This window comes from Arsenicibacter rosenii (assembly GCF_001870735.1).
GTDB lineage: Bacteria > Bacteroidota > Bacteroidia > Cytophagales > Spirosomataceae > Arsenicibacter > Arsenicibacter rosenii.
Genome location: NZ_MORL01000011.1, coordinates 68091 through 91482 on the forward strand (window position 1 = coordinate 68091; position 23392 = coordinate 91482).

Sequence of the window (23392 nt, forward strand, 5' to 3'; positions counted from 1 at the left end):
TTAGCTCATAAGCTTACTTCGTAATTCGTAATTCGTAATTCGTAATTCGTAATTCGTAATTCGTAATTCCTATTTGCCCCATTTTTCTTCCCATTTCGGGTAATCGACACGAAGAAGTTTAGCCGGCCAGTCGCCGTAATAGCCATACCCGACCCGCCGCTCATTTTCAATATCGGCCAGCGCATTGCGCTTGATACTATCCCGGCCAACAAAAAAAGGCTTATTGGTTTCCAGATCATAGAACCGCGCCCATAACGTCGACGACGGATCATCGACCACAATCCGGTCGCGTCCTTTCGGCTGGCTGGCATCCACAATGCCTTTTGTATTGATTCCAGGCAGCTTCACGGCCTCAAACCACGCCACGGCCGCCCGGATCGACTGTTTGATTGCCGGCGATGGGTTCGGAATCTGCATCAGGAACCGGACCAGCCCCACACTTTCGGCACCGCTCAGCGACGGCAGTTCAAACGCCCGCGCCTTAGCTGGTAACAGCGTATTCCGGTCGTGCTGCGCACACCAGACAGTCAGTTTGCCGTTCTGGACATACTGCGTTTTCAGAATACAGCCGATGCCTTTGTCGACCGCTTGCCTGGCTGGCGCCCTTAGTGCCGGATCGAGTACGTCAAATCCTTTGGCCCCTTCGGCGGTGTATTTCATCACGTTCAGTACATTCAGCATGGCATTGTCGTTGTACGTAATGTGCTTGTGATACCCGCTCGAATCGGGGTAAAACTGCCCCCAGCCCCCCTGCGCGTTCTGAGCGGTCAGCAGGTACCGGATACCGCGCTCAGCCGCCGTTTTATAGGCGTCGTTTTTCGTTTTCTGATACGCTTCTACCAGCCCGCGGATTTCGCGCGTGGTAGCGTCATCGTCAATGGTTGTATCCAGCCTATCTTTTTCCGAGAGGAGCTTTTTCTTCTGTATCGGCGTCAGGCTCAGCTGGTATTTAATCGGATCGCCGCCGGGCTGTGGCCAGCCGCCGTTGTTACGCTGGTACAGCAGCATCCGCTCCCCTACCGAATCCTGTTCGGCCACCATGCCGCTACTCTGTGCGGGCATGCTCAATGCTCCGGCTAACAACAATAATGCGATCATTGTATTGTGTTTCTTTACCACATAGCCACATAGAAAAACAAAGATTTTTTTATCTCTTCTGTACCCTATGTGGTTTATGAATTCTCTACGGTTTCCATTTGCCGTCGAATGTCCAGGCAACGGTAATGTCGGCGGGCTTGACGGGCAGGTTGTCTTTGTGCCAGGCAAAATCACCACCCTTCCGGTGGCAATCATAGTAATACACCCGACGGCCCCACTGCACCGGCGCGGGGGCGTTGGTGACCCAATAGATATCGGCATCGGCCATGTTCTCCGGAAACCGGCACCCAATCAGGTAAAACTGTGCTTCGCGGTGGTAGCGGCCCAGTTTAAAGCCGGTATCGCCTTCAAACGTGCAGTTTTTCAGCACGGTTTTCTGAGAGGGGTTGCCGCTGCCGTCATGCCAGATGGCAGCATTCATGTTATGGCACACAAAGTGGCAGTTCTCGGCATAGCTCCAGCCGCGCGGGCAGTAAAAGTCGACGCCGCCCTCCATGGTACAGTCTTTGAAATAAAACATGCCCGCCTCGACATCCCACGGGCTGACGGTATCACCGCCCAACGCCCGGAACGTACAGTTTCTGAACACCAGCCGCGTAGCCCCCGGCATCGACCGGAACGCCATCTGGTGCCCGTCTTTCCGGACAATCTTTGTACCGGCTTTCTCATTTTCCTCGCGCGGCAGACCTACCCCGCCCGGCTTAGGCACGTTACTGCCCGACTCATTGGCGCAATGAATCGTTGTATCTCCTTTGGCCTTAAACCCGTAATCGTTAATGACGGTCAGCCTTTCGAATACCAGGTCATGGGCCCGCACGTTGATGGCCGCGGTACCATAGTCGTCCGGATGTTCGCAGCGCCACATGTCGCGCGCCTGGCTGGTCAGGATCCGCACGCCTTGTTCACTCTCCCCCCGTAAAGTCAGAAAATGCTGGGTGCCGATGTATAACTTCTCACGGTACATACCGTTTTTGATCAGAATGACGCGCGGCTCTTCCTTTGCCGGGTCGGCCGGCGGCAGGCTCTCAATAGCCGCCTGAATGGTCCGGAAATCGCCCGTGCCATCCTGCGCCACAATGATTGGTTTCGCTTTCTGCACCGACCAGCCGGATAATAGCATTCCGGTGACCAGCAGAAAAAATACGGTCAGATTACGCATAGAGGACTCAAAACAGGCCACAACGTACACACCACCCACTTTCCTCAACTTGCCTCCATTGAGTCGGTGTAGGGATTGGCCGTGTACGGTGCGGCCTTGATGCTGAACGGCTTATTTTTTGATTGTCAGTAACCATTTGGCCAGATCTTTGGCCGCCTGGAAATTTTCGTATTCGGCCGGGATCTTGCGGCCGTCGGTGTACTCGTTATAGAGCCACGGATCGCCGACAGCAAAAACAGTGCCTTTGCCCACTTTGGCCACCCCGATGATCACATCGCCCTGGTCGGTCAGCGCCGACCGTGCCGGTGCCTTGACGCTCAGCGGCGACAGCTCCTTGATGTATACTTCTTTCGTATTGGCAAAAATTTCGTGATTCGCCGGAATCATGATTTTACCTTGCTCATACTGATCGCCTTTTACCATGTTCCGGTTTTTCGGCAGGAACTGCATGCCAAAAGCGCCCGCCAGCTGGTTGAAATGCTTGTGCTCGCAGTTCGACGTATCGTTGGCCATCAGCACCAGCGTACCACCAGCTTTCACCCAGTCCGAAATGGCTTTCACGTCGGCATCCGACACATAGTTTGGTTTCGCCGTTTCTTTCGGGGTATCCGGATCTACGATGATGTACACGTCCGTACCTTTCAGCGAAGCCGCCGTCGGGGCCGCCGGAATCATTTTTGTTTTGGCGCCATAGTCGCGGAACACATTGCCCAGCCAGTAGAAACCGGAGTGCTGCCGGTCATCGAGCGTATAGTGGAACGGTTCCTGATCGCCGTTGACCCCTTTGCGGAACTCGTGATTAAAGTAGTTGTCGATGCCAACGGTTTTGCCTTTACCAACCGCCAGGTCCTTCGCCGTTTCCATTTCGAGCGCGGCCATGATAAACGGCCCGACGCCTTTCAGGTCGTCCTGCCGGATTTTCTCGCTCAGGTAGTATTCGTAGCTGCCATCGCGATACGGGTTACCACCCAGTCCACTAACCAGCACCGTTTTTTCGAGGTGAATCAGCCCCTTATCATCCGTCGAAATAAAGTTTTTCAGGATGCCCTGATAGCCTTTATCGGCATACTGCATCATTGAGGCAGGGAGGTAGCCTTTACGGACACCCTTCGCCAGGGTATACACGAACATACACGACCCCGATGCTTCAAGGTAATTGCCTTTGTCGCCTACGCGGTCGGTTACCTGATACCAAACGCCTTCTTTCGGATCCTGATACTTCACAATGGCCGGTGCCAGCCGGTTCAGGATCGCAATCAGCTCACCACGACGCGGGTGATCCTGCGGCAGATAGTCCAGCACATCGACCAGTGCCAGCCCGTACCAGCCAATGGCGCGGCTCCAGAAGTTAGGCGATTTACCGGTTTTCGGGTTTGCCCATTTCTGCTCGCGGCTTTCGTCCCAGCCATGGTACAAAAGTCCCGTTTTTTCATCGCGGGCATTTTTTTCCATCCAGACAAACTGATTGATGATATCATCAAAGTTCTTCGGCTGGTTAAATACAAGGCTGTACTCGGCATAGAACGGTTCACCCATGTACAGGCCATCGAGCCACATCTGATTCGGATACCGCTTCTTGTGCCAGAAACCACCCTCCTTCGTCCGTGGCTGCTCCGACAGCTGCTTCATCAGCAGATCAGCGGCCTTTTTATACTTTTCCTTGTTCGGCAACGATTGTTGATACAGGGTCAGCAGGGCGCGGCCCGGCGTTACGTTATCAATGTTATAATCTTCAAGCTTGTAGGTTTTAATGTTTCCGTCGGCCGTCACCAACTGATCCATGACCTTATTGATGTAATTGAAATAGCGGGCATCGCCGGTGCGGTACCACACCTGTTCGATGGCTTTCAGCAGCAACCCCATTTCATAGTTCCAGTGTACCCGCTGTCCCTCCTTTGCGTAGGCAACCGAGTCTTTATTAACCGTCATCATCGTTGCCGTCATCCGCTGCGACCACGGAAGCGTCGGCTGTGCTACGGCAGCCTGACCGGCCAGCAATAAGCCGATCAATAGGTGGTTCTTTTTCATGTTATTTCTTTGTTACAACTGTAGATAGTGCGTTGCTGCCGAATTCTACTTCTTTCTTAGCCTTTGAGGCATCGGTGTTCAACAGGCGGATTGCCTTCGAGCGATCACCCATCACTTTGAGTACTAAATCGGCGCCGGGTTTATAGCTGATCTGATCGAGGGTAATGTTTTTGCTGTTCTGCACCTTCATGACCGTTTTTTCTTTGGTCATCAGCGTGATGTTTTTCAAGCTGATGTTTTCGGCCTCGATGCAGACCAGGCCTTTGTTGGCTTCCAGCACCGCATTTTCAATGTCAATGTTTTTGATCGACATTTCGGGCAGACCACGGATCAGAATACCGGTCTCGGCCCCCTGGCAAACAACATTCCGGATATGGAAATCGCGGAACTGCGGCGTCCCCTCGTTCAGCGGCTGCGCCTCCATCGTTGGCAGTTCGTTGCTCTCGCCGGGCTGCGGAACAGGGTCTTTGGCCATGTAATACATATCAAACAAGATGGCCTCGCCCGGAATATCGGTCATGTTGATGTCGGTTACGTAGATTTGCTCGACAACCCCGCCACGCCCCCGCGCCGTTTTAAAACGCAGGCCCACATCGGTGCCGAGGAAATTGCAGTTCGACACATACAGATTTTTCACCCCGCCCGACATTTCAGAACCAATCACAAATCCGCCGTGTGCGTGGTAGACCGTACAGTTGCGGACAATGAAATTTTCGGTCGGTACACCCCGTTTGCGGCCTTCTTCGTCGCGGCCCGACTTGATGCAGATGCCATCGTCGCCGACATCGAACGTACAGTTTTCGACCAATCCGTTGCGGCACGATTCCAGATCGACGCCGTCGCCGTTCTGGGCATACCACGGGTTGCGTACCGACACGTTGCGGAGCGTAATATGGTTACACAGCATCGGGTGCAGGTTCCAGGCCGGTGAGTTCTGAAACGTGACGCCTTCCAGCAAAATGTATGAGCAGTTGGTCAGCCGCACCATGTTGGGGCGCAGGAAGTTTTTGAATTCCTTCGAACTTTCGATGGTATAGCCCGCCGCCACCTGACCGGCACGCGGAATTTTTGATCCTTTCAGAGAGGCCTCGGTCGGATACCACATGTTCTGCGATTCATCCAGCACCCCGCCCGACGCGACCAGCTTTTTCCACTGGTTGGCAGTCATTTTTTCTTTCTTCACGGCCCGCCACACCTGACCAGCCCCGTCGATAATGCCGGCACCGGTGATGGCGATGTGGTGCGCATTCTCGGCACTCACCGGCGACTGACACCGGATTGCCTCCTGCCCTTCCCACGACGTTTTGACGAGCGGATACTCATCATAATTTTCGCTGAATTGCAGCAACGCTCCTTTTTCGAGGTGCAGGTTCACATTCGACTGTAATACAATCGGGCCGGTCAGCCAGAACCCTTTTGGAATCAGCACCGTACCACCGCCCGCTTTCGTACAGGCGTCAATGGCCTGATTGATCGCTTTCGAGTTGACAGTCAGCCCGTCGGCTTTGGCGCCGAAACGGGTAATGTTAAACGTATCCTTACGAAAGGCCGGTTCAACGGTTTTCGGCAGTTCATAGGCATATTTGCCCGGAAAGGCCGATGGTTTCAGCAGTCCCGCCAGCGGAGCAATTGACCGGAAACCCTCAGCCACCAGACCGGCCATTACCGCCGCCCCATAGCCCGAAAAATGCGTATCATCGACTTTGCCGTCCGGAAAGCGCGGGTACATCTTCGGCGGCAGGTGCATAAACAGTTCCTTTGAGCCTTCCACGCCATGGCCGACAATCACCTCACGGCTCGTGGCGTGCAGGTCGATCAGGGGCAGTTTGTATTCTTTCGCGATGGCCCGCACCACGCCCGGGTACTCGCCGTGCTGATCCACGAACTGACCATTGGCATCGAATTTCCGGCGCATGACCGGTGTCAGTAGTACGGGGGTTGCCCCTTTCGCCTTAGCCTCTTCGGCATAGCGAATCAGGTTTTTGCGGTAATCGGTCTGCGGAGCGGCATAGCGCGTGGTATCCTCAATTTTCTGGTCATTATGCCCGAACTGAATCAGGACAAAATCGCCGGGGCGCAGTTGTTCCAGTACCTTTTGCCAGCGGCCCTCGGTCCGGAAGCTTTTGGTACTGCGGCCATTGACGGCATGGTTCTGCACCTCTACGCCCTCCAGCAGGTAGTCGGGCAGGGCCATGCCCCAACCGGTTTCGGGAGCGGCATTGGCCGGTTTGTTGGCACAGGTCGAGTCGCCGATCAGAAAGATACGCGGCTTGTTTTCGGCCGGCTTAAACGCCACCATAAACAGCAGCAGGGCAATACGATACAAGGATTTCATGATCATGAGGTTGCAAATGAGACTAGCATGCCGGCGCAAACAGACACGCTGCCTTCCGGGTATAGGGTTCGTAGATATAGTCGGCTTCGTCGTATAACCGGTCCGATGCGACCAGCAACACCGAGCCGCCGGAGAAGTCGCTCATGTCGTGCCAGTCTTCGGGAGCCAGCAACAGGCACTTCTGCGGATGGTTCAGCCAGTAGGTATATTCCCGCTTGCCGTCGTGCACATAGACTTTGCAGGAACCGCTCAGACAAACCAGGGCCACTTGTGCTAAGTGATGCCGGTGGCCGCCCCGCTGTTTTCCTTCGGCATCATAGATGAAAAATACCCGCTTGATTTCCTGACTGAATACGTTTTCAAAAACGGTCAGGCTTCCCTTTTCAGACTGAACGGTATCAAGGTAAAAGAGCTGCGGCATTTGATTAGGGGCTCTGGCTGCCACCGGACTACACTTTGCGGTAGCCCGGCAACATACCATTCGTCAAACGAATATGACTTTTTTGATATAGGTTGGCTGTTGCTCCCGATAAGGGTTTTATTCAGCTAAGGGAAGATGGAAAGGAAGACTGTACTATGCAATGAAAAGCTTTTACTTTTTTTACGCAAACGTTCCCGATAACGTTTGCAATTGCAAAGAAGCCTGAGCGGGGTACTGGTTTCCTGAACGCCTTTCCGGTATTTTCTCTGCCGCGCCGATGGGTTTCAGGCGGATAGTGCCTGGGTGTGATTTGTACTTTCCTGCGTTAAGTCAGTGTTGCCGCTTGTCGCTCGTCAGGATTTTAAAATCCGACGCACCTAATCGCGGATGTATACATCCGCAGTCAGCAACATCCGGATTTACAAATCCGGATGAGCGGGATAATGCAATGAGTGCATATGCATTATTGCAAATACCGCAGAGTACCGCACATGTACTTGCATTTTTACATACTTTTAAAGACGCTGGAATAACATTATTTACGAGTCCAAGTAATAATGCAGATGACGGGAAAAAGGTTACCTTTAATACAAATGGAATAAGTCACACAACTTCAAATTATAATTAAACAAAAAAATGAAATCAACCTTCACATTAATTTTGGTACTTTTAAATACCTTATGGGCGTTTTCACAAAGTAAATCTGCTAGTATTATTGACCTTAAAAAATATGAAGGTAGTTGGCAGTCTCAAGATAAATCCTTTAAGCTTTCTCTGAAGAAAGTTAAAAAAAAGATAGAAGCCTTAAATGCTGAAATTGACGTTTTGGTAGGACCATTAACATTTAAAGATGAAAAATCAAACCCAAGAAGTTATGGAGAAGCAAATAACGAATATGGAATAATAAAGTACATAATTCCAGACCCAAAACAGAACATAGTTTTGCATGTATACCTCGATTTGGTCGATGATGATACATTAGTTGCCACAATTAAAGATCCAACGGAGTTTATTATCGGCGAGAAGCAATCAAAAACATTACCGGATAAGATTATTTTTACAAAAAAATAATACCATAAGGGGGGGACATGAAGTTTTTCATGCCCCCCCCTTTATAAAAAATGGGTAGTGGCTTAATCTTGTTGTTAGATATATACCCCGCTCGTCGGGATTTAAAATCCCGACGAGCGGGGTATATATCCGCAGTCAGTAACATCCGGATTTACAAATCCGGATGAGCGAGGTGAGTCACCAATATACAAAAGCTCCGCTCGCGGATGCGGGCGGAGCTTATATGAATAAATATTAATTTGCAGTGCTGATCAACTGTTAGCAGCAGCCGATCAGCCCGAAACCTCCCCGGAGGTGGAGGGTTTTGTTTAACACTCAACCATGTATCCGCATGAAGAGAGCTAAACAGCACAGCTTAGTCCAGAAACTACTAAGTTGGCTAAAAACGTCTCAGCCGCTGATCCAAACGATCTTTGGCGCGATACGGACTGGCTTTTCGATGTTGATGGAATGGCATCGACATCAGTAGGCTAGTGCTTAAAAGCGCTCCGTCCGGCAAGACGGGGCGTTTTCTGTTATCAAAGTTAACCGCAATTTCCAAAAAATCAAACGCGTTTTCGTCGGATGCCCTGCTCGTCGGGATTTCCGAATCCCGACGTACATAATCGCGGATGTATACATCCGCAGTCAGCAACATCCGGATTTGCAAATCCGGATGAGCGGATCATTTTAAAGCAGTACAGTTGGCTTCTTTAAAGCTTTTATTAAATATGAAAACTGAATTTATTGTACATGTACCAAGCAGGTGGTTGAAGAATCCTCAAAAGAAAGAAGAGACTTTTGTCTCTTTTCAAGAACGTTATAATGATCTGTCCGAACTGGAAGAACTAAGAGTCAAATTCCCTGATTATTCTGTTGCATCTGTTGTTGGATGGCTATCTGAAAATATTGGAAGAGCATGGCTATATTGTAGAGAGCAATTAACGTTCAACTATCTCTTCTACCTCAACCAGCTCCGTTTAGCATGGTTCCAATATACAATGAATGATAGCCATCCTGTCACTCTGAACCTGGTTAACCGTATCATATCAACCACCGGTAAATTTGAAAACCACCGTATTAGTGCATCAGATGTGACAGAAGGTATTGAAACAGCCTTAATCCTGCGGGATGAAAACGCGCTGGCCTATCTGGCAACTATACCTGTTTCATTCACGGAACAAAGCAGTCAGGATGACCTGATCCTTGAGATTATAATGACTTTTTATCAGATGCTGGCGAAGGGTAAAGGCAATTCCAACGAGGCACAGGCTACCTACCATGCTATTTCGGAGCAACTGGACTGGGAAACGTATAAGCGGTATATCAAGGTTGAAGGGTTTAATCAACTATGGGTATGGGAACGAATTTTTACAGCACGAAAAGAGTATGTAGAAGCCATATCATTGCCGGTAATTACTATTTACCATCAGATATTTCAAGCCAGTCAGGCCGGCTTTGAGGATGCCGTAAGGTTAGCCCTCCATCAATGGAAAACATACTATACCCGTATCCGCATTGATGAAAATCAGGAGGAAGAAGATCGTACGCTTTGGGGGCAAGGATTCCTTTCGTTGCCAATTACGGCGGCTTGTGCATTTGGTTATGAACGAGGATTAACACTGAGCTCTCTGGAGTCTGATTATATTCCTCAATGGCTTATTGAAGGTCATTTCAACGGTATCGATTTACTAGTAAAGTAAGTGAAATAAGCCGTTACTGCCGCTCGTCGGGATTTATAAATCCGGATGAGCTCAAACCATCAATATACAAAAGCCCCGCTTCGCAGATGCGGCGGGGCTTATATGAAAAAGTTCAGCTTCAGCTCGTCGGAATTTTAAATCCCGACGCACTTAATCGCGGATGTATACATCCGCAGTCAGCAGCATCCGGATTTGCAAATCCGGATGAGCGTTAGCGGCCTTACAGCAGCTCCAGAATCCGCTCCATCGAAACGGCATGGCCGATTTTGGCCTTCAGCTCGCTGATGTGTACGCGCTCCTGCTCGGTTGTGTCGCGGTGACGGATCGTAACCGTGTCGTCTTCCAGCGTCTGGTAATCCACGGCAATACAGTACGGGGTTCCGATCAGATCCTGACGCGTGTACCGCTTTCCGATGGCGTCGCGCTCTTCCATGATCACGCGGAACTCGCTCCGCAGCGACTTCACGATCTGTTCGGCCTTTTCCGGCAAACCATCCTTACGTACCAGCGGGAACACCGCCGCCTTGATCGGTGCCAGAGCCGGATGCAGTTTCAGATATGTCCGCTCTTTCTGAGTTTCGCCTTCACCAACGGTTTCTTTCGTAAACGCATTGCAGAACGTAGCCAGGAACAGACGGTCGGCCCCTACCGATGTTTCCACCACATACGGAATGTAGTTCCCGTAGGGCTTACCCGTTTCCGGGTTAATGTCGTTGTCGAAATACTGCTGCTTTTTCTTGCTCAGCTCCTGGTGGCTCTTCAGGTCAAAGTCGGTCCGGGAGTGGATACCTTCCATCTCGCGGAAACCAAACGGAAATTCATATTCAATATCCACCGCCGCGTTGGCATAGTGCGCCAGCTTTTCGTGGATGTGGAACTTCAGCTTTGCGGCCGGCAGACCAATGGCCTTGTGGAACGCCAGACGCGTATCGCGCCATTTTTCGTACCACTCCATTTCGGTGCCGGGGCGTACGAAATACTGCATTTCCATCTGCTCAAATTCCCGCATCCGGAACGTAAACTGACGGGCCACGATCTCATTCCGGAACGCCTTACCGATCTGGGCAATCCCAAACGGAACTTTCATCCGGCCGGTTTTCTGCACGTTCAGGAAGTTCACGAAAATACCCTGCGCCGTTTCCGGACGCAGATAAATCAGGCTGGCATCTTCGGCCACCGAACCCACCTGCGTGGAGAACATCAGGTTAAACTGACGCACTTCCGTCCAGTTTGATGTACCGGAGATCGGGCAGACAATGCCTTCGGCAATGATCAGGTCACGGAGACCTTCCATGTCTTCGGCGCCCTGGAGGCGGCCCAGCTCATTGCGTAATGCCTGGCCACGGGCTTCGTCACCGGCTTTCTCGTATTGTTCGGCTTTGCCCTCCAGGAGCTGGTCAGCGCGGTAGCGTTTTTTCGAGTCCTTGTTATCAATCATCGGGTCGTTGAACGAGTCAACGTGGCCCGACGCTTTCCACGTCAGCGGGTGCATGAAAATCGACGCATCGATACCCACCACCTCATCGTGCAGCTGGGTCATGGCTTTCCACCACGCCGTTTTCAGGTTATTTTTCAGTTCAACGCCGTTCTGACCATAGTCGTAAACCGCCTGTAAACCATCATAAATTTCCGAAGAAGGGAACACAAAACCGTATTCTTTCGCGTGCGCGATGATGTCCTGCAACGAGGTTGCCGGTGTCGCTGCTGCCTGCGTCTCTTTGTTATCTGACATGAGGGACTTTCTTTCCGCTGGTTATTGTCAATACATTTCACCGGGCCGAAACCCGAATTGAGCCGCAAAGATAACCGTTGCATTGATAAAGACAGAAATTGCCTAACTTTCGGTATCTATTTTTCTGAGAATCGTATGCTGATTAACAGATATAGCTGAAATTGTCAAATGGATAAAGTAACCACGTATAAGCAGATTGTTCGCGGGATTATTGAAGAAATTGCCTCGTGGTCATCGGCAAACAAAGATATAGAAACCATGACGGCGCTCGACGAACAGCATGGTCAGTATTTGTTACTTTCAGATGGCTGGCTAAAGGATGGGCTACGAATGTATGGCCCACTAGTCCATGTTGAAGTCAAGCAAGACGGGAAAGTCTGGCTCAGACATGATGGGACGGATCTGGAGATCGGCCGGCAGTTATTAAATGCCGGTGTGGCTCCTATGGATTTAGTACCGGCGTTCCATGACCCCGTTACCCGGCAATACGCAGGTTATGCCGTAGCTTAGGATGACAACTCCCCGAGGGTTTTGAACCCTCGGGGAGTTAATGGCTAGTTTGTTACAACTTCGCCACCATCCGGTCGAATACCTCGCGCTGGGCCTTCATGGACGCAATTTTGTCAGCAGGGTTGGTATGGCATTCCAGCAGTACCCAACCGTCGTACTTCATCTTCGCCAGATTGGTGAGCAGGGCGGCGTAGGGATAATCCGTGCGGTCGAGCTCACGGACGTGACACGTATCCCCGAACCGGTCTTTTACCAGATTGAAATTATACTCGAATCCCTGTCCGTTCAGGTCCTGCGGGTTGCAGTTCCAGCAGATAACGGCATTTTTGTTCGGAGCGGCATCCATGATCTGCTTTGTTGCCGGTAGTTCCTGCGTGGCCTCGCCGTGCACTTCCAGCCGGATTTTCTGCCCGAAATCAGCTGCGTAGATCGCCAGTTCGTTTAACGCTTTTCCGATCTGTTCGAGCGTCTGTTCGGCGGGTACTTCCTTGTGCAGCGCGTTTGGCTTCACCTTTACCCCCGTTCCGCCCACATCGGCACTCAACCGGATAAATTCTTTTGTCCGCTCAATCGACGCCTTCACCCGGTTCGGTTCGATGAAATCATACTGCTGATTGGTGCCTAAGCCCACCAGTTGCACCGGGCTGTCGGCAAACCGCTTCCTGACCTCCTGCCGGGCGGCAGTGCTCAGGTCAGGCATCACCTTATGAGCATGGTCTACCCGCAACTCAACGCCGAGGATATTGGTGTCTGTACAGTTTTTGATGATCGTCGGCACGTCCCAGTCCTTTCCCCACAGGTAGGTGACAAACCCTAGTTTCATGGCTGATTTTTTCCACGAAGGATCATGGGCAAAGCCTGTACCGGTAAGCACAGAGGCACCCGCCAGCAGGGAAAGTTCTTTCAGGAACGTTTTGCGGTTAATGGTCGACATACGTAGTCTGGATAAGGGGTTGGAGGAGTTAATACGTTGTACTCCAACAAAGACCCGCCAGCCGGTTTATTACTGCGCCCGTTATCCCTTTATGGCATGATCGGCCTTGACATCCTGCCCCGACCAGATCTTTTTCGCCGTCCAGTCTTCGGCCGGTGCCGTCCAGAACGGATCATCGGCACCGAGGCCAAGCGGCAGGAAGGCTTCGGTGCATAAATACAGGCTTCCGGTCGAGATATAGCCTTCGCCAATCGACGGCTGATGCCCGCACAAACCGATCTGTAGCCAGCCTTTGGCATCGAACGTGCCCGGCGCGTCCATCGTCCGGCGGATCACGGCCGACAAGGCTGCTTTTACCTGCCCGGCGGTTAATTCGGCGGGTAACTGCTTCTGGTAAGCCATTTGGGCCAAGAGCTGGAACGCGCCGCAGCGATAGGCCAGCGACCGGCCATAGGCGGCAAACGACCCGTCTGGCGCAATCATCCGCTCCTGAATCATGGCATAGCGTTGTGCACGTTCCCGTAAGGTAGCCAAGAGGTTTTTGTCGCCTTTCCGGGCATCGACCAGCGTTTGTACCACATCCAGCAGCATCGGCTGAATCACGTAGCTGTTGTAATAATCCCAGTGAAAGTCAGGGCCATCACCATAGGCGCCGTCGCCTTTGTACCAATTCTGGTGTTGCCGGATAGCATAGTCCATCCGCATTTCGTCGCACTCACCCGTAAATTTCAGGAGGGCCGCTTCAACCATCGCGCTGAACAGCAGCCAGTTGTTATAGCCCGGCTTAATCACGCGGCTTGCTTTCAGGGCCGTGATCAGGCGGGTTTGGGTATCTTTATCGAGTTGCTTCCAGAGCTGATCAGGGGCCCGCAACAGCCCGTGTGCCAGAAAAGCCGCATCCACCAGCGGCTGACCACCCTGCGTAAAATTCAGGAAATCCGGCGACTGTGGATTCACGCCGCTGGCAATAGCTCTGCGCGCCAGGTCACCATATTTCTGCTGCTGCGCCTTCTCCGCTCCCGTTGCCGGGGCATCGAGCCACGGAGCCAGCCCGGCCAGCGTCCGGCCAAGTGCTTCCAGATGCGACACCCGCCGACGGCCTTCTTCCTGCCCTGGTGCCGACTCGACCGGCATGGTTGCCTTCAGCTGTCCTTTAGCTAAGGCATTCAGCACCGGATCGGCCACTTTCAGGAGCGTTTGCAGCCAGTAGGCGCGGTCTGTTTCGGCCAGGGTAGCCGGTGCGGTATTTGTAGCAGCAAAACCCTGTACAGAGGTAAATCCGGCAAGCGGAAGCGCCGAAAAGAGGCGGGTAAAATAGCGTCGGTTCATCGAAAACGTTGTCAAATTTTACCTAATAAAGCGCTTTTGTGCCGGCATTCTACTTTTAGAGAACGTTTAGCCTATCCCATGCCCGCCATCGCTTCATCTATCACGGAAAATCCACACATCTTCCTTTAAAACTCTATTTTTCAATATATTTACCTTACCTAAGCCGATCGGTATGAAGCCTCTGCTGTCCTTTATCTTTCTTCTCTTTTTCTGTTTACCGGATAGCATGGCTCAATCCGGTACCCCAACTACCGTGCTGACGGGAAAAGTCGTTGATGAAGCGACCGGTAATCCGCTGCCTTTTGCCAACGTTTTTATCAACAATACCACGCGTGGTACCTCAACCGACGAGAACGGGAACTATCGGCTGGCGAATGTACCCATCGGCACCATCGAAATTGTCGCTTCGTTTGTCGGCTACACGACGATCCGTCAGTACCTGCGGCTCGAAGACCGGCCGGCGTATTCGGTTCAGATCAAACTCAAAGCCGATGCCAGCCAACTGACCGGTGTTACCGTATCGGCGAAACGCAGTAAATTCTGGGAGCGCCGGTTCCGCCTGTTCCGGGAAGCCCTCCTGGGCGATTCACCATTTCAGAGTCAGTGTGCGATCATCAACTCCGGCGTTGTTCAGCTATCGGAAGAAGAAGGCCACCTGAAGGCAAAAGCATCCGAACCGTTAATCATTGAGAACAGGGCACTTGGTTACCGGATTTTTTATGATCTGGCGTATTTCGATCTGTATCAGATGGCTACGTTTTATGCCGGCACCGCCCGTTTTGAAGAGCTGAAAGCCGCTAATCCCGACCAGACCGAACGCTGGCAGCGGCACCGCAAACAGGCTTACGACGGGTCGACCCGCCATTTGATGGCCAGTATGATTGCCGGTACGGCCGAACGGGAAGGCTTTATGATATACCAGAGCAGCATCAATGTACCATCAATAGCTTCGTCACAGATCTTACTCAACGACAATCACTTCCGGTCGAAACCCGTTAAAACGGATACGCTGTTCAGGCAGGGCGAATTGGCTTTTGAGCGGATTATGACGACGACCAAACCACTCGAAATCTTTTATACGCATCGTTTTTCCAAAACGTCGCCATACCGCGACATGCCCTATGCCTATTCGCTCATGATGCTGCCGAAAGGAACCTGCGAGGTCAATGTCGACGGTACGATTACGCAGGCCCAGGGCATGGAAATACGCGGTCATCTCGGCAACGACCGGCTGGCGAACATGCTGCCCGCCGACTGGTACCCGCCCGTTAAAGGGGCCTCGCTGGCAGCGCAGATTCCCAGCGCAGGCACCATCCTGAAAGCCGACAAACGCCTAGATTCCCTAAGCCGGGCCTGGGAGCAGCAGCATACCCGGCAAACGCCCGCCGTTTTCCTGCATACCGACAAAGCCCTCTATGCCACCGGCGACCGGCTCTGGTTCAGTGCCTTTTACCTGCATGCGTCCAGCCTGCAGCTGATTCCGAACACGTTCTCCGACCTTGATCCATCCATCCATGTTGCCCTGCTCGGCCCCGACGGGCAAATCGTCCGCCACGAATGGGTAGCCCTGCGCGACGGACGGGGCAGCGGGGATTTCTTCCTCCCGGATACGCTGCGCACGGGTCTGTACCACCTGTACGCCTACACCGAAGGCCAGCGGGTTGACTCATTGCCTGCCTTTCAGCGAACATTATCGGTTTACAACTTCTTTCCGGCAGCCCAAACGTCCGCAACACCGGCATCCTCCGTTAATCCGGTTAAGCCAGCAGGCAACTCATTGCCATTGACAGATCGCCGGGCAATTGACATACAGTTTTTACCGGAAGGCGGGCGGTGGGTTTCCGGGCTAACGAGCCGGTTGGCCATTCGCGCCGTAGACCGGCATGGCAGGGGCATTGTCGTGCGGGGACGGGTGCAGGTAATGCCGGCAGGTGATGCCGTCCGGTTTGAAACAGGCAGTCATGGTCTGGGTCTTCTTACGCTGACACCCGCAGACAGCCAGACGTATGTGGCGCACTGGCAAACCGAAAGCGACTCAGGGATGATTACGCTCCGCCAACCCGACCCCGCAGGACTGACCCTGAAAGCCGACGTCACGACAGACAGCAGCCGTCTGGCGATTTACATCCGTGGTTCGGCGGCCTACGCCAGACAAATCATTTACCTGACGATTCAAAGCCGGGGCCAGCTGCTGCAACAAAACAAAATCCAGCTGGAAGAGGGTAAGGCCAATCTGGATTTGCTTGTGGCTAAACTGCCGCCGGGCCTGTGCCAGATTACCTTGTTCGATGCCCATGCGCGGCCGTGGGCTGAGCGGCTGGTGTTTATTCCGGAGCATTTGCCCCCTGTGCAGGTCAGCATGCAGATGGATCAGACACGCTACCAACCCCGGCAGCAGGCCCGGCTCACGATGACGCTTACCGATGGCGGCGGTTTTCCGCTGAATGCCAACCTGTCGACCGCCATTGCAGATGCTGACCAACTCCCCCCTGATACGCTCACGGCCGATATATACACCCACCTGCTGCTAACCGGTGAACTACAACGTCCGATGACCGGCCTGACTACGTTTTTACGCAGTAACGCACACACAGGCAGGGTAACGCTCGATCAGGCGCTGATGACCTTCGGCTGGCGGCGCATAAACTGGCAGCAGACCCAACCCGCTGTCACCGAAGCCGCTGACACACTGGGAGGCATTGTCATCAGCGGCCGTGTTCTTGACAAAAAGGGTAAACCGGTGCCGAATGCCGAAGTTATGTTTACGTCCCGTGCATCGGGACGGCCCTTCAGCCGGTCGGTCGGCGCTGATAATCAAGGCTATTTCCGGCTTGGCGGCCTCATGATTACCGATACCCTGAAACTGATGGCACAGGCATTTGATTACAAGCTACAGGCCATTAAAGCGACCATTCTGTTTGATAAGCCCGCTGCGTCGGTCCCTGTCGACCGGCAAACGCACTTTGTCAATGATAGTACACTGGTCGACTGGGCCGCTTTGTCTTCAGCCCTGCGGGCGGCGCGGGCGCGGCAGGAAGCAACACCGCAATTTTACCGGCAGCGTAATGCGAAGCTGCTGGGTGAGGTCACGGTCAGGGCCGAAAAGCCACGGGACGTGGAAAGGCAACGGACCAGTTCGTTAGGCACACCGGATTATAGTATTACCATTGATGAACGACTTTCGCAGTATCCCAACGTCTATGAGATGATGATGGGACGCGTGCCGGGCGTACAGGTCTCACGGTTGTCTCAGTCGGCCAGCGGCTATACGGTTGTGATTCGCGGCATTGGCACACTCACGGGAAGCGTTCAGCCGTTGTATATCCTTGATGGTGTTTATCTGACAGAAAATGAAGAAGGCAGTATTCTGCTGTCACTCGATCCGAACAGCATTGAGCGCATCGACATCATTAAAAACGCCGGTGTAGCCGCCTACGGGGCGCGGGGTGCTAACGGCGTCATTATTTTTTACACAAAAAAAGGCCCTGCAAAAACCAAACCCGCCTCCGCCGATCTCGTGGCAACGGACCTGACTGTTATTGGTTTTCCGACCGTCCGCGAGTTTTATATACCGGCCTTTGAGGCTATGCCCGACGGCACCAAACCCGTTGACCGCCGTGATATAATTTTCTGGAAACCCGTTTTGCAAACCGACGCCCAGGGTCAGGTAAAACTAGACTTCCCGATCTCGGATGTAGTCCGGTATCTGCGGGTATCCGTGCAGGGTATTACGACCTATGGCCGCCCGATTAGTGTCGAACAACTAATTCGGGTGCAATAAGCGGATTTGATCAATCAACGCTGCTTACACTTGCCCAACCCCGCTCCGTTCGCTATATTCACATTTTTACAAGTGAATACTGACCTCAACGTAATGAAACCAGCTCCGTTACCGGCCAACGAATCGGCTCGGCTCAAGGCTCTTGCCTCATACAATATCCTGGATACGCTCCCGGAACAAACGTACGATGACATTGTCCGGACCGCCTCCGAAATATGCCGGACACCCATCGCGGCCATTAACCTGATTGACACAGACCGTCAATGGACAAAAGCTAAAAAACGCCTTGCCGATGGCGATATCCCGCGCATACACTCGTTCTGCGCCCATACGATTCTCAAACCCGATGAGCCGCTGATTGTGCAGGATGCACGCCTCGACGAACGATTTGCCGACAACCCGCTGACCACCGGCGCACCGTACGTTATTTTCTACGCCGGTATTCCGCTAACCGATCCCGATGGCTATGCCCTTGGCTCACTGTGTGTGGTCGACAGCCGCCCCCGTACGCTAACCGATAATCAGATTCTGTCGCTGAAAACATTGGCCAAACTGGTTAATGCTTACCTTACTTTGCACCGTACGAGGCTGGAACTAGCCGAACACCAGCGCCAGATCGAGATTGTCAGGGAGCGCAAAGCCAGATTCCGGCTGTTTATTGCCAACACACTGGAACCCAATATCCTGTCGATTCAGGCGAATACACAGCGCATGGCCAAGCTGGTAACCCGCGACGATCAGTTGTTGCCGCTAAATACCATCAAAGACGCCTGCGACCAGATCAAAAAAGGGACCAGCCTGTTATCCTAGCCCATCAGCAACGACTCACCGCCATCGATCCAGATCGGTGTGCCGGTGATGTGGGTTGCGCGGTCAGAGGCCAGAAACAGGGCCAGTTCAGCAACCTGTTCGCTCGTTCCGGGTTCCCCGTCGGTTAACGGAATATTGCCTTCCGGAAACTCGACCGGTTCTTTTTCGGCCTCAATACCCCGCCTTTCGGTACTGTCGTCAATTTCGGTTGTGATCGCTCCCGGGCAAATCACGTTGACCCGGATTTTGTACTTGGCCAACTCCAGAGCAGCCATTTTGGTAAAAGCCACCTGCGCGGCTTTGGTGCTCGAATAGGCCGTAGCACCGGTATTGCTGAAAATCCGGGTGCCGTTGACCGAAGCCGTAATGATGATCGAGCCGCCTACTTTTTTCAGCAGCGGAATGGCATATTTTACCGTCAGAAAGGTACCTGTCAGGTTAATCTGCACCGTTTTTTCCCATTCTTCGGGCTCCAGTTCTTCGAGGGGTGCCCAGACGCCGTTCACCCCGGCATTGGCAAACACGATATCGAGCTGCCCCCAGGCCTCTTCGATATCGGCGACAGCCTGCTGCATATCAGCTGGTTTGGCAATATCAGCCAGGATTATTCTGGCGACACCGCCCCCTTTTTCGATTTCGTCAACCGTTTTGGTTAACTCGTCCTTTGTCCGGCCCAGTGCAGCCACCTTGGCACCCTCCTGTGCGAAGCGCAGCGCCGCTGCCTTCCCGATTCCTGAACCCGCGCCGGTCACCAGTGCCACCTTGCCGACCAGATCGCCTCTTCCCATTGTGTGTATCATACCCCTGTAACCCGGAAGGAGACGCAGTGCCGCAAAAATTTATTTTCTGCACACGGAATATCCTTCCGGACGACAAACAAAAAAGCCCTGATTGCTCAGGGCCTTTTTATCTGAATGCGATCGCGTTACACCATGTTGTGGTAAACGTTCTGCACATCGTCGTCGTCTTCGAGCTTGTCAATCAACTTCTCAACGTCCGCCATTTGTTCCTCGCTCAGTTCTTTTGTTATTGTCGGAATCCGTTCAAATTCAGCGCGTTTCAGCTCATAGCCTTTTCCTTCAAGGTATTTCTGAATACCGCCGAATGATGTAAACCCGCCATAGATGACGATTTCGTTGGCTTCTTCGTCAAACTCAAACTCTTCGGCACCGAAATCAATCAATTCCAGCTCAAGCTCGTCCGCATCAACGCCTTCAGCCGAAATCTGGAATACACTTTTCCGGTTAAACAAAAAGTCATTCATGCCGGATGTACCCAGCGTTCCGCCCACTTTATTGAAGTAGCTGCGTACGTTGGCTACCGTACGGTTCTGGTTGTCGGTGGCGGTTTCAATCACAAACGCGATACCGTGAGGACCTGTGCCTTCGTAGGTAAGCTCTTTGTAATCCTCCTGCTCTTTCGAGGATGCTTTTTTAATCGCCCGTTCAACGTTTTCCTTCGGCATGTTTGCCGCTTTCGCGTTCTGGATCACCGCCCGCAAACGGCCGTTGGTGTCAGGGTCTGGTCCGCCGCTTTTAACCGCGATAACGATATCTTTACCAATTCGGGTGAAGGTTTTTGCCATCTGCCCCCACCGCTTCATTTTCCGTGCTTTACGGTATTCAAATGCTCTTCCCATTTTGTGAAATGAAAAAATTATAAGTCAATTGATGATACGCAAACCTGACCGCGACGAGTTTTTACTCACCGGCCACAGTCGCCGCTTCATTCAGTACAGATAAATTTACTTGTCCGCGCAGGATGTCGTCAAACGTTTCGCGCTGACGAATCAGATACGGCTTGCCGTCGTAGACCAGCACCTCGGCCGGACGGGGCCGCGAGTTGTAGTTAGAGGCCATGGAGAACCCATAGGCCCCCGCGTTTTTAAACGCCAGTACGTCGTTGGGGCGCACTTCCGGCAGATCCCGATCGGTGGCAAACGTGTCGGTTTCGCAGATGTAGCCAACCACGTTATACCGCTGGTGGTCTCCTGCCGGATTCGACACGTTTACGATGTCATGCCATGCGTCGTACATCATCGGCCGGATCAGGTGGTTCAGCCCTGAATCTACCTGAACAAACGTCCGGTTCGGGTTTTGTTTGACCACGTTTACGTTCACCAGCAGGTGACCCGATTCGCTCACGAGGAACTTACCCGGCTCGAAACAAAGCTCCAGCTCACGGCCGTAGCCGGCACAGAACGCCTGAAAGGCTGCCGACACCTTTGCGCCCAGATCGGCTACATCGGTAAAGTGGTCGCCTTCCTTGTAGGCCACCTTAAACCCGCTGCCAAAATCCAGGAATTGCAGGTCCGGAAAATCCGATGCCAGCTCGAACAAGACATTAGCCCCTTTCAGGAACGCATCGGCATTTTTAAAATCAGAGCCGGTATGAACATGCAACCCGATGACCGTCATGCCGTATTGCTTCACGACGTCCTGAATGTCAGCCCGCTGCAACACCGAAATACCGAATTTAGAATCAACGTGGCCCGTCTGTATTTTTACATTACCGCCTTCGGTGATGTGCGGGTTAATCCGGAGACCAACAGCCACCGAACCGCCGTATACCTCACCGATCTGCTGCAGCAACGGAATACTGTCGACGTTCAGTTTCAGCCCCATGCCGATTGCTTCCTGAATCTCGGCGAAGGCGTTGCCGCTCGGCGTAAACATAATCTGCGCCGGTTCGAAACCCGCCAGCAATGCCAGCCGCGCTTCGTTGACCGACACTACTTCGATGTCGATGCCCTGCATACGCATCAGCTTCAGAATCGACAGGTTGGTCAGCGCTTTGGCCGCGTATTTTATCTTAAGGTTAACCCCGCGGTCCGGCGCACCGGAGAATGACGACCGGAGTACACCGATTTTTTCAATAATTTTGTCAGCGTCGTATACGTACAATGGCAGGCCAAACTCTTCGGCAATTTCCAGTACATCAACGCCCTGAATGGTATAACGGTTTTGTGCTAACTGCATCGACTTGCGGTGTCTTTTCAAAAAGAAGTGCAAATATAATCGTTAAAAATTCCTTTTGCTTTGGCTGACCGGAAATGCTGGCCTGTGCATCAACAAATTTGCTGATTCCTGTCGCTGGTGTGACGGATTGGCACCTAATTCATTTTTTATGAAACAAACAATTCTTCTCTTCCTGTGCCAGTTGCTGCTGGTCGCCGCCTATGCCCAATCCCCGCTGCAATCGGGCCCGATGGTGGGTTATTCCGAGATGCGTGAGGTAATGCTCTGGGCCCAAACAAAGGAGCCTGCCCGGGTACAGATCCGGTATTGGGACCAGGCCGCCCCGAAACAAACCTTTCTGACTGACGAAGTACAGACGGCTAAACAAACGGCCTTTACGGCTCATTTACTGGCCGATCAGGTACAGCCTGGTAAAAAATATGACTATGAGGTGCTGATCAACGGCAAGAAAGTCGCGCTCAATTACCCGACCACGTTCCAGACCCAGACGCTCTGGCAGTGGCGTACCGATCCGCCGGCATTTCAGTTTGCGGTGGGTAGCTGCGCATACGTCAACGAGCCGGACGTCGACCGCCCGGGCACACCATACGGCGGCAACTACGAAATCTTCACCAGCATTGCCGCTAAAAAGCCGGATTTCATGCTCTGGACCGGCGATAATACCTACCTCCGCGAGGTCGACTGGAATACGCGTTCGGGCGTTTTACGACGGTATACCCACACCCGCTCTCTGCCGGAAATGCAGCCGCTCCTTGGGTCTACCCACAACTACGCCATGTGGGACGACCACGATTTCGGCCCCAACGACTCCGACCGGGCCTACTGGTTTAAGCCGATTACCCTCGAAGCCTTTAAACTGTTCTGGGCTAACCCGAACTACATTTTTAACGAAGGCTGTACGGGTACCTTTTTCTGGAATGACTGCCAGTTTTTCCTGCTCGACGACCGGACCTACCGCACCCCGAACGATCTGAAAACGGTGGAGCGTACCATGCTTGGTCAGAAGCAGTTCGACTGGCTGATTGATGCCCTCAGCAGCAGTCAGGCGCCGTTTAAGTTTGTGATCATCGGCGGACAGGTGATTAACCCGATGGCGGTGTATGAAACTTACGCTACTTTTGGCGACGAGCGCAACCGCCTGATCAAATCCATTACCGATGCGAAGATTCCGGGGGTTATCTTTATCACAGGCGACCGTCACCACTCGATTGTGCACAAGCTCGACCGCCCCGGTACCTATCCGCTCTACGATTTCACCATTTCGCCGCTGACATCAGGGCCCGCCAAACCACTGGCCGACGAACTGAAACAACCGACCGTGGTGGAAGGTACGCTGGTAACGGAACGTAATTTTGCGATGATGAACATCACCGGCCCCATGAAAGACAGAGCGCTGAAAGTCACGGTTTACGACAGTAACGGTAAAGAAAAATGGGTGCAGGAGATTAAAGCCAGTCAATTGAAATAGCTTTTTTTCGTTGTATCTGTACCGTTTCCTGACAACCTTACAGAAATTTCATAAGC

The 23392-nt window shown here is 52.6% G+C and carries 17 protein-coding genes; 6 read left to right on the top strand and 11 right to left on the bottom strand.

The window, feature by feature from the left end:
* Window positions 1-69: 69 nt before the first annotated feature.
* The 5 genes from pelA to BLX24_RS18970 form a co-directional block, all read right to left on the bottom strand.
* Window positions 70-1098 carry a pectate lyase gene (gene pelA, locus BLX24_RS18950; protein ID WP_229201848.1) on the bottom strand — a complete coding sequence of 343 codons (1029 nt, stop codon included), beginning with the start codon at window positions 1096-1098 and terminating at the stop codon, window positions 70-72.
* 85 nt (window positions 1099-1183) lie between these two features.
* The gene (locus BLX24_RS18955) at window positions 1184-2257 is read right to left on the bottom strand and encodes a pectinesterase family protein (protein WP_071504766.1); all 1074 of its coding nucleotides are present in this window, start codon (window positions 2255-2257) and stop codon (window positions 1184-1186) included.
* Window positions 2258-2368: 111 nt separating this feature from the next.
* Window positions 2369-4285, bottom strand: coding sequence for a glycoside hydrolase family 88 protein (locus tag BLX24_RS18960; protein ID WP_071504767.1), 1917 nt, complete (start codon window positions 4283-4285; stop codon window positions 2369-2371).
* A 1-nt stretch (window position 4286) separates the two neighbouring features.
* Window positions 4287-6620 carry a glycosyl hydrolase family 28 protein gene (locus BLX24_RS18965; protein ID WP_071504843.1) on the bottom strand — a complete coding sequence of 778 codons (2334 nt, stop codon included), beginning with the start codon at window positions 6618-6620 and terminating at the stop codon, window positions 4287-4289.
* Between the two features lie 22 nt (window positions 6621-6642).
* Window positions 6643-7041, bottom strand: coding sequence for a sugar 3,4-ketoisomerase (locus BLX24_RS18970; RefSeq protein WP_071504768.1), 399 nt, complete (start codon window positions 7039-7041; stop codon window positions 6643-6645).
* 636 nt (window positions 7042-7677) lie between these two features.
* Between BLX24_RS18970 and BLX24_RS18975 the strand changes: the two genes are divergently transcribed.
* Both BLX24_RS18975 and BLX24_RS18985 read left to right on the top strand, forming a co-directional pair.
* Window positions 7678-8112 (top strand): DUF6705 family protein, encoded by a 435-nt coding sequence (locus tag BLX24_RS18975; protein WP_071504769.1) that lies wholly within the window; start codon window positions 7678-7680, stop codon window positions 8110-8112.
* 710 nt (window positions 8113-8822) lie between these two features.
* Window positions 8823-9794, top strand: coding sequence for an Imm49 family immunity protein (locus BLX24_RS18985; protein WP_083422063.1), 972 nt, complete (start codon window positions 8823-8825; stop codon window positions 9792-9794).
* Window positions 9795-10014: 220 nt separating this feature from the next.
* On the opposite strand, the gene BLX24_RS18990 is transcribed toward BLX24_RS18985, so the two are convergent.
* Window positions 10015-11526 (bottom strand): glycine--tRNA ligase, encoded by a 1512-nt coding sequence (locus tag BLX24_RS18990; RefSeq protein ID WP_071504772.1) that lies wholly within the window; start codon window positions 11524-11526, stop codon window positions 10015-10017.
* 168 nt (window positions 11527-11694) lie between these two features.
* Here BLX24_RS18990 and BLX24_RS18995 point away from each other — a divergent pair, with 168 nt between their 5' ends.
* Complete coding sequence (locus BLX24_RS18995) at window positions 11695-12036, top strand: XisI protein (RefSeq protein WP_071504773.1); 342 nt, start codon at window positions 11695-11697, stop codon at window positions 12034-12036.
* 52 nt (window positions 12037-12088) lie between these two features.
* On the opposite strand, the gene BLX24_RS19000 is transcribed toward BLX24_RS18995, so the two are convergent.
* Both BLX24_RS19000 and BLX24_RS19005 read right to left on the bottom strand, forming a co-directional pair.
* Complete coding sequence (locus BLX24_RS19000; RefSeq protein WP_071504774.1) at window positions 12089-12970, bottom strand: sugar phosphate isomerase/epimerase family protein; 882 nt, start codon at window positions 12968-12970, stop codon at window positions 12089-12091.
* Window positions 12971-13051: 81 nt separating this feature from the next.
* Entirely contained in the window at window positions 13052-14299 is a 1248-nt protein-coding gene (locus BLX24_RS19005; protein WP_071504775.1) for a DUF2264 domain-containing protein, read from the bottom strand.
* Between the two features lie 172 nt (window positions 14300-14471).
* Here BLX24_RS19005 and BLX24_RS19010 point away from each other — a divergent pair, with 172 nt between their 5' ends.
* A complete protein-coding gene (locus tag BLX24_RS19010) occupies window positions 14472-18080 on the top strand; it encodes a carboxypeptidase regulatory-like domain-containing protein (RefSeq protein ID WP_071504776.1) in 3609 nt (1202 codons plus the stop codon).
* 93 nt (window positions 18081-18173) lie between these two features.
* On the top strand, window positions 18174-18890 hold the full coding sequence (locus tag BLX24_RS19015) for a GAF domain-containing protein (RefSeq protein WP_071504777.1): 717 nt from the start codon (window positions 18174-18176) through the stop codon (window positions 18888-18890).
* On the opposite strand, the gene BLX24_RS19020 is transcribed toward BLX24_RS19015, so the two are convergent.
* The 3 genes from BLX24_RS19020 to lysA form a co-directional block, all read right to left on the bottom strand.
* Window positions 18887-19690, bottom strand: coding sequence for an SDR family oxidoreductase (locus tag BLX24_RS19020; RefSeq protein WP_083422064.1), 804 nt, complete (start codon window positions 19688-19690; stop codon window positions 18887-18889). The genes BLX24_RS19015 and BLX24_RS19020 overlap by 4 nt on opposite strands.
* Before the next feature lie 125 nt (window positions 19691-19815).
* Complete coding sequence (locus tag BLX24_RS19025; protein WP_071504779.1) at window positions 19816-20529, bottom strand: YebC/PmpR family DNA-binding transcriptional regulator; 714 nt, start codon at window positions 20527-20529, stop codon at window positions 19816-19818.
* A 61-nt stretch (window positions 20530-20590) separates the two neighbouring features.
* Window positions 20591-21868 carry a diaminopimelate decarboxylase gene (gene lysA / locus BLX24_RS19030; RefSeq protein WP_071504780.1) on the bottom strand — a complete coding sequence of 426 codons (1278 nt, stop codon included), beginning with the start codon at window positions 21866-21868 and terminating at the stop codon, window positions 20591-20593.
* A 148-nt stretch (window positions 21869-22016) separates the two neighbouring features.
* Here lysA and BLX24_RS19035 point away from each other — a divergent pair, with 148 nt between their 5' ends.
* Entirely contained in the window at window positions 22017-23336 is a 1320-nt protein-coding gene (locus BLX24_RS19035) for an alkaline phosphatase D family protein (RefSeq protein WP_071504844.1), read from the top strand.
* The last annotated feature ends 56 nt before the right edge of the window (window positions 23337-23392 follow it).

Coding starts and splice junctions, on each gene's coding strand:
- BLX24_RS19010 (WP_071504776.1), top strand. CDS start 14,472: ATGAAGCCTCTGCTGTCCTTTATCTTTCTTCTCTTTTTCTGTTTACCG.
- BLX24_RS18985 (WP_083422063.1), top strand. CDS start 8,823: ATGAAAACTGAATTTATTGTACATGTACCAAGCAGGTGGTTGAAGAAT.
- BLX24_RS18975 (WP_071504769.1), top strand. CDS start 7,678: ATGAAATCAACCTTCACATTAATTTTGGTACTTTTAAATACCTTATGG.
- BLX24_RS19015 (WP_071504777.1), top strand. CDS start 18,174: ATGAAACCAGCTCCGTTACCGGCCAACGAATCGGCTCGGCTCAAGGCT.
- BLX24_RS19005 (WP_071504775.1), bottom strand. CDS start 14,299: ATGAACCGACGCTATTTTACCCGCCTCTTTTCGGCGCTTCCGCTTGCC.
- BLX24_RS19020 (WP_083422064.1), bottom strand. CDS start 19,690: ATGATACACACAATGGGAAGAGGCGATCTGGTCGGCAAGGTGGCACTG.
- pelA (WP_229201848.1), bottom strand. CDS start 1,098: ATGATCGCATTATTGTTGTTAGCCGGAGCATTGAGCATGCCCGCACAG.
- BLX24_RS19000 (WP_071504774.1), bottom strand. CDS start 12,970: ATGTCGACCATTAACCGCAAAACGTTCCTGAAAGAACTTTCCCTGCTG.
- BLX24_RS18995 (WP_071504773.1), top strand. CDS start 11,695: ATGGATAAAGTAACCACGTATAAGCAGATTGTTCGCGGGATTATTGAA.
- BLX24_RS18970 (WP_071504768.1), bottom strand. CDS start 7,041: ATGCCGCAGCTCTTTTACCTTGATACCGTTCAGTCTGAAAAGGGAAGC.
- BLX24_RS18965 (WP_071504843.1), bottom strand. CDS start 6,620: ATGAAATCCTTGTATCGTATTGCCCTGCTGCTGTTTATGGTGGCGTTT.
- lysA (WP_071504780.1), bottom strand. CDS start 21,868: ATGCAGTTAGCACAAAACCGTTATACCATTCAGGGCGTTGATGTACTG.
- BLX24_RS19025 (WP_071504779.1), bottom strand. CDS start 20,529: ATGGGAAGAGCATTTGAATACCGTAAAGCACGGAAAATGAAGCGGTGG.
- BLX24_RS18990 (WP_071504772.1), bottom strand. CDS start 11,526: ATGTCAGATAACAAAGAGACGCAGGCAGCAGCGACACCGGCAACCTCG.
- BLX24_RS19035 (WP_071504844.1), top strand. CDS start 22,017: ATGAAACAAACAATTCTTCTCTTCCTGTGCCAGTTGCTGCTGGTCGCC.
- BLX24_RS18960 (WP_071504767.1), bottom strand. CDS start 4,285: ATGAAAAAGAACCACCTATTGATCGGCTTATTGCTGGCCGGTCAGGCT.
- BLX24_RS18955 (WP_071504766.1), bottom strand. CDS start 2,257: ATGCGTAATCTGACCGTATTTTTTCTGCTGGTCACCGGAATGCTATTA.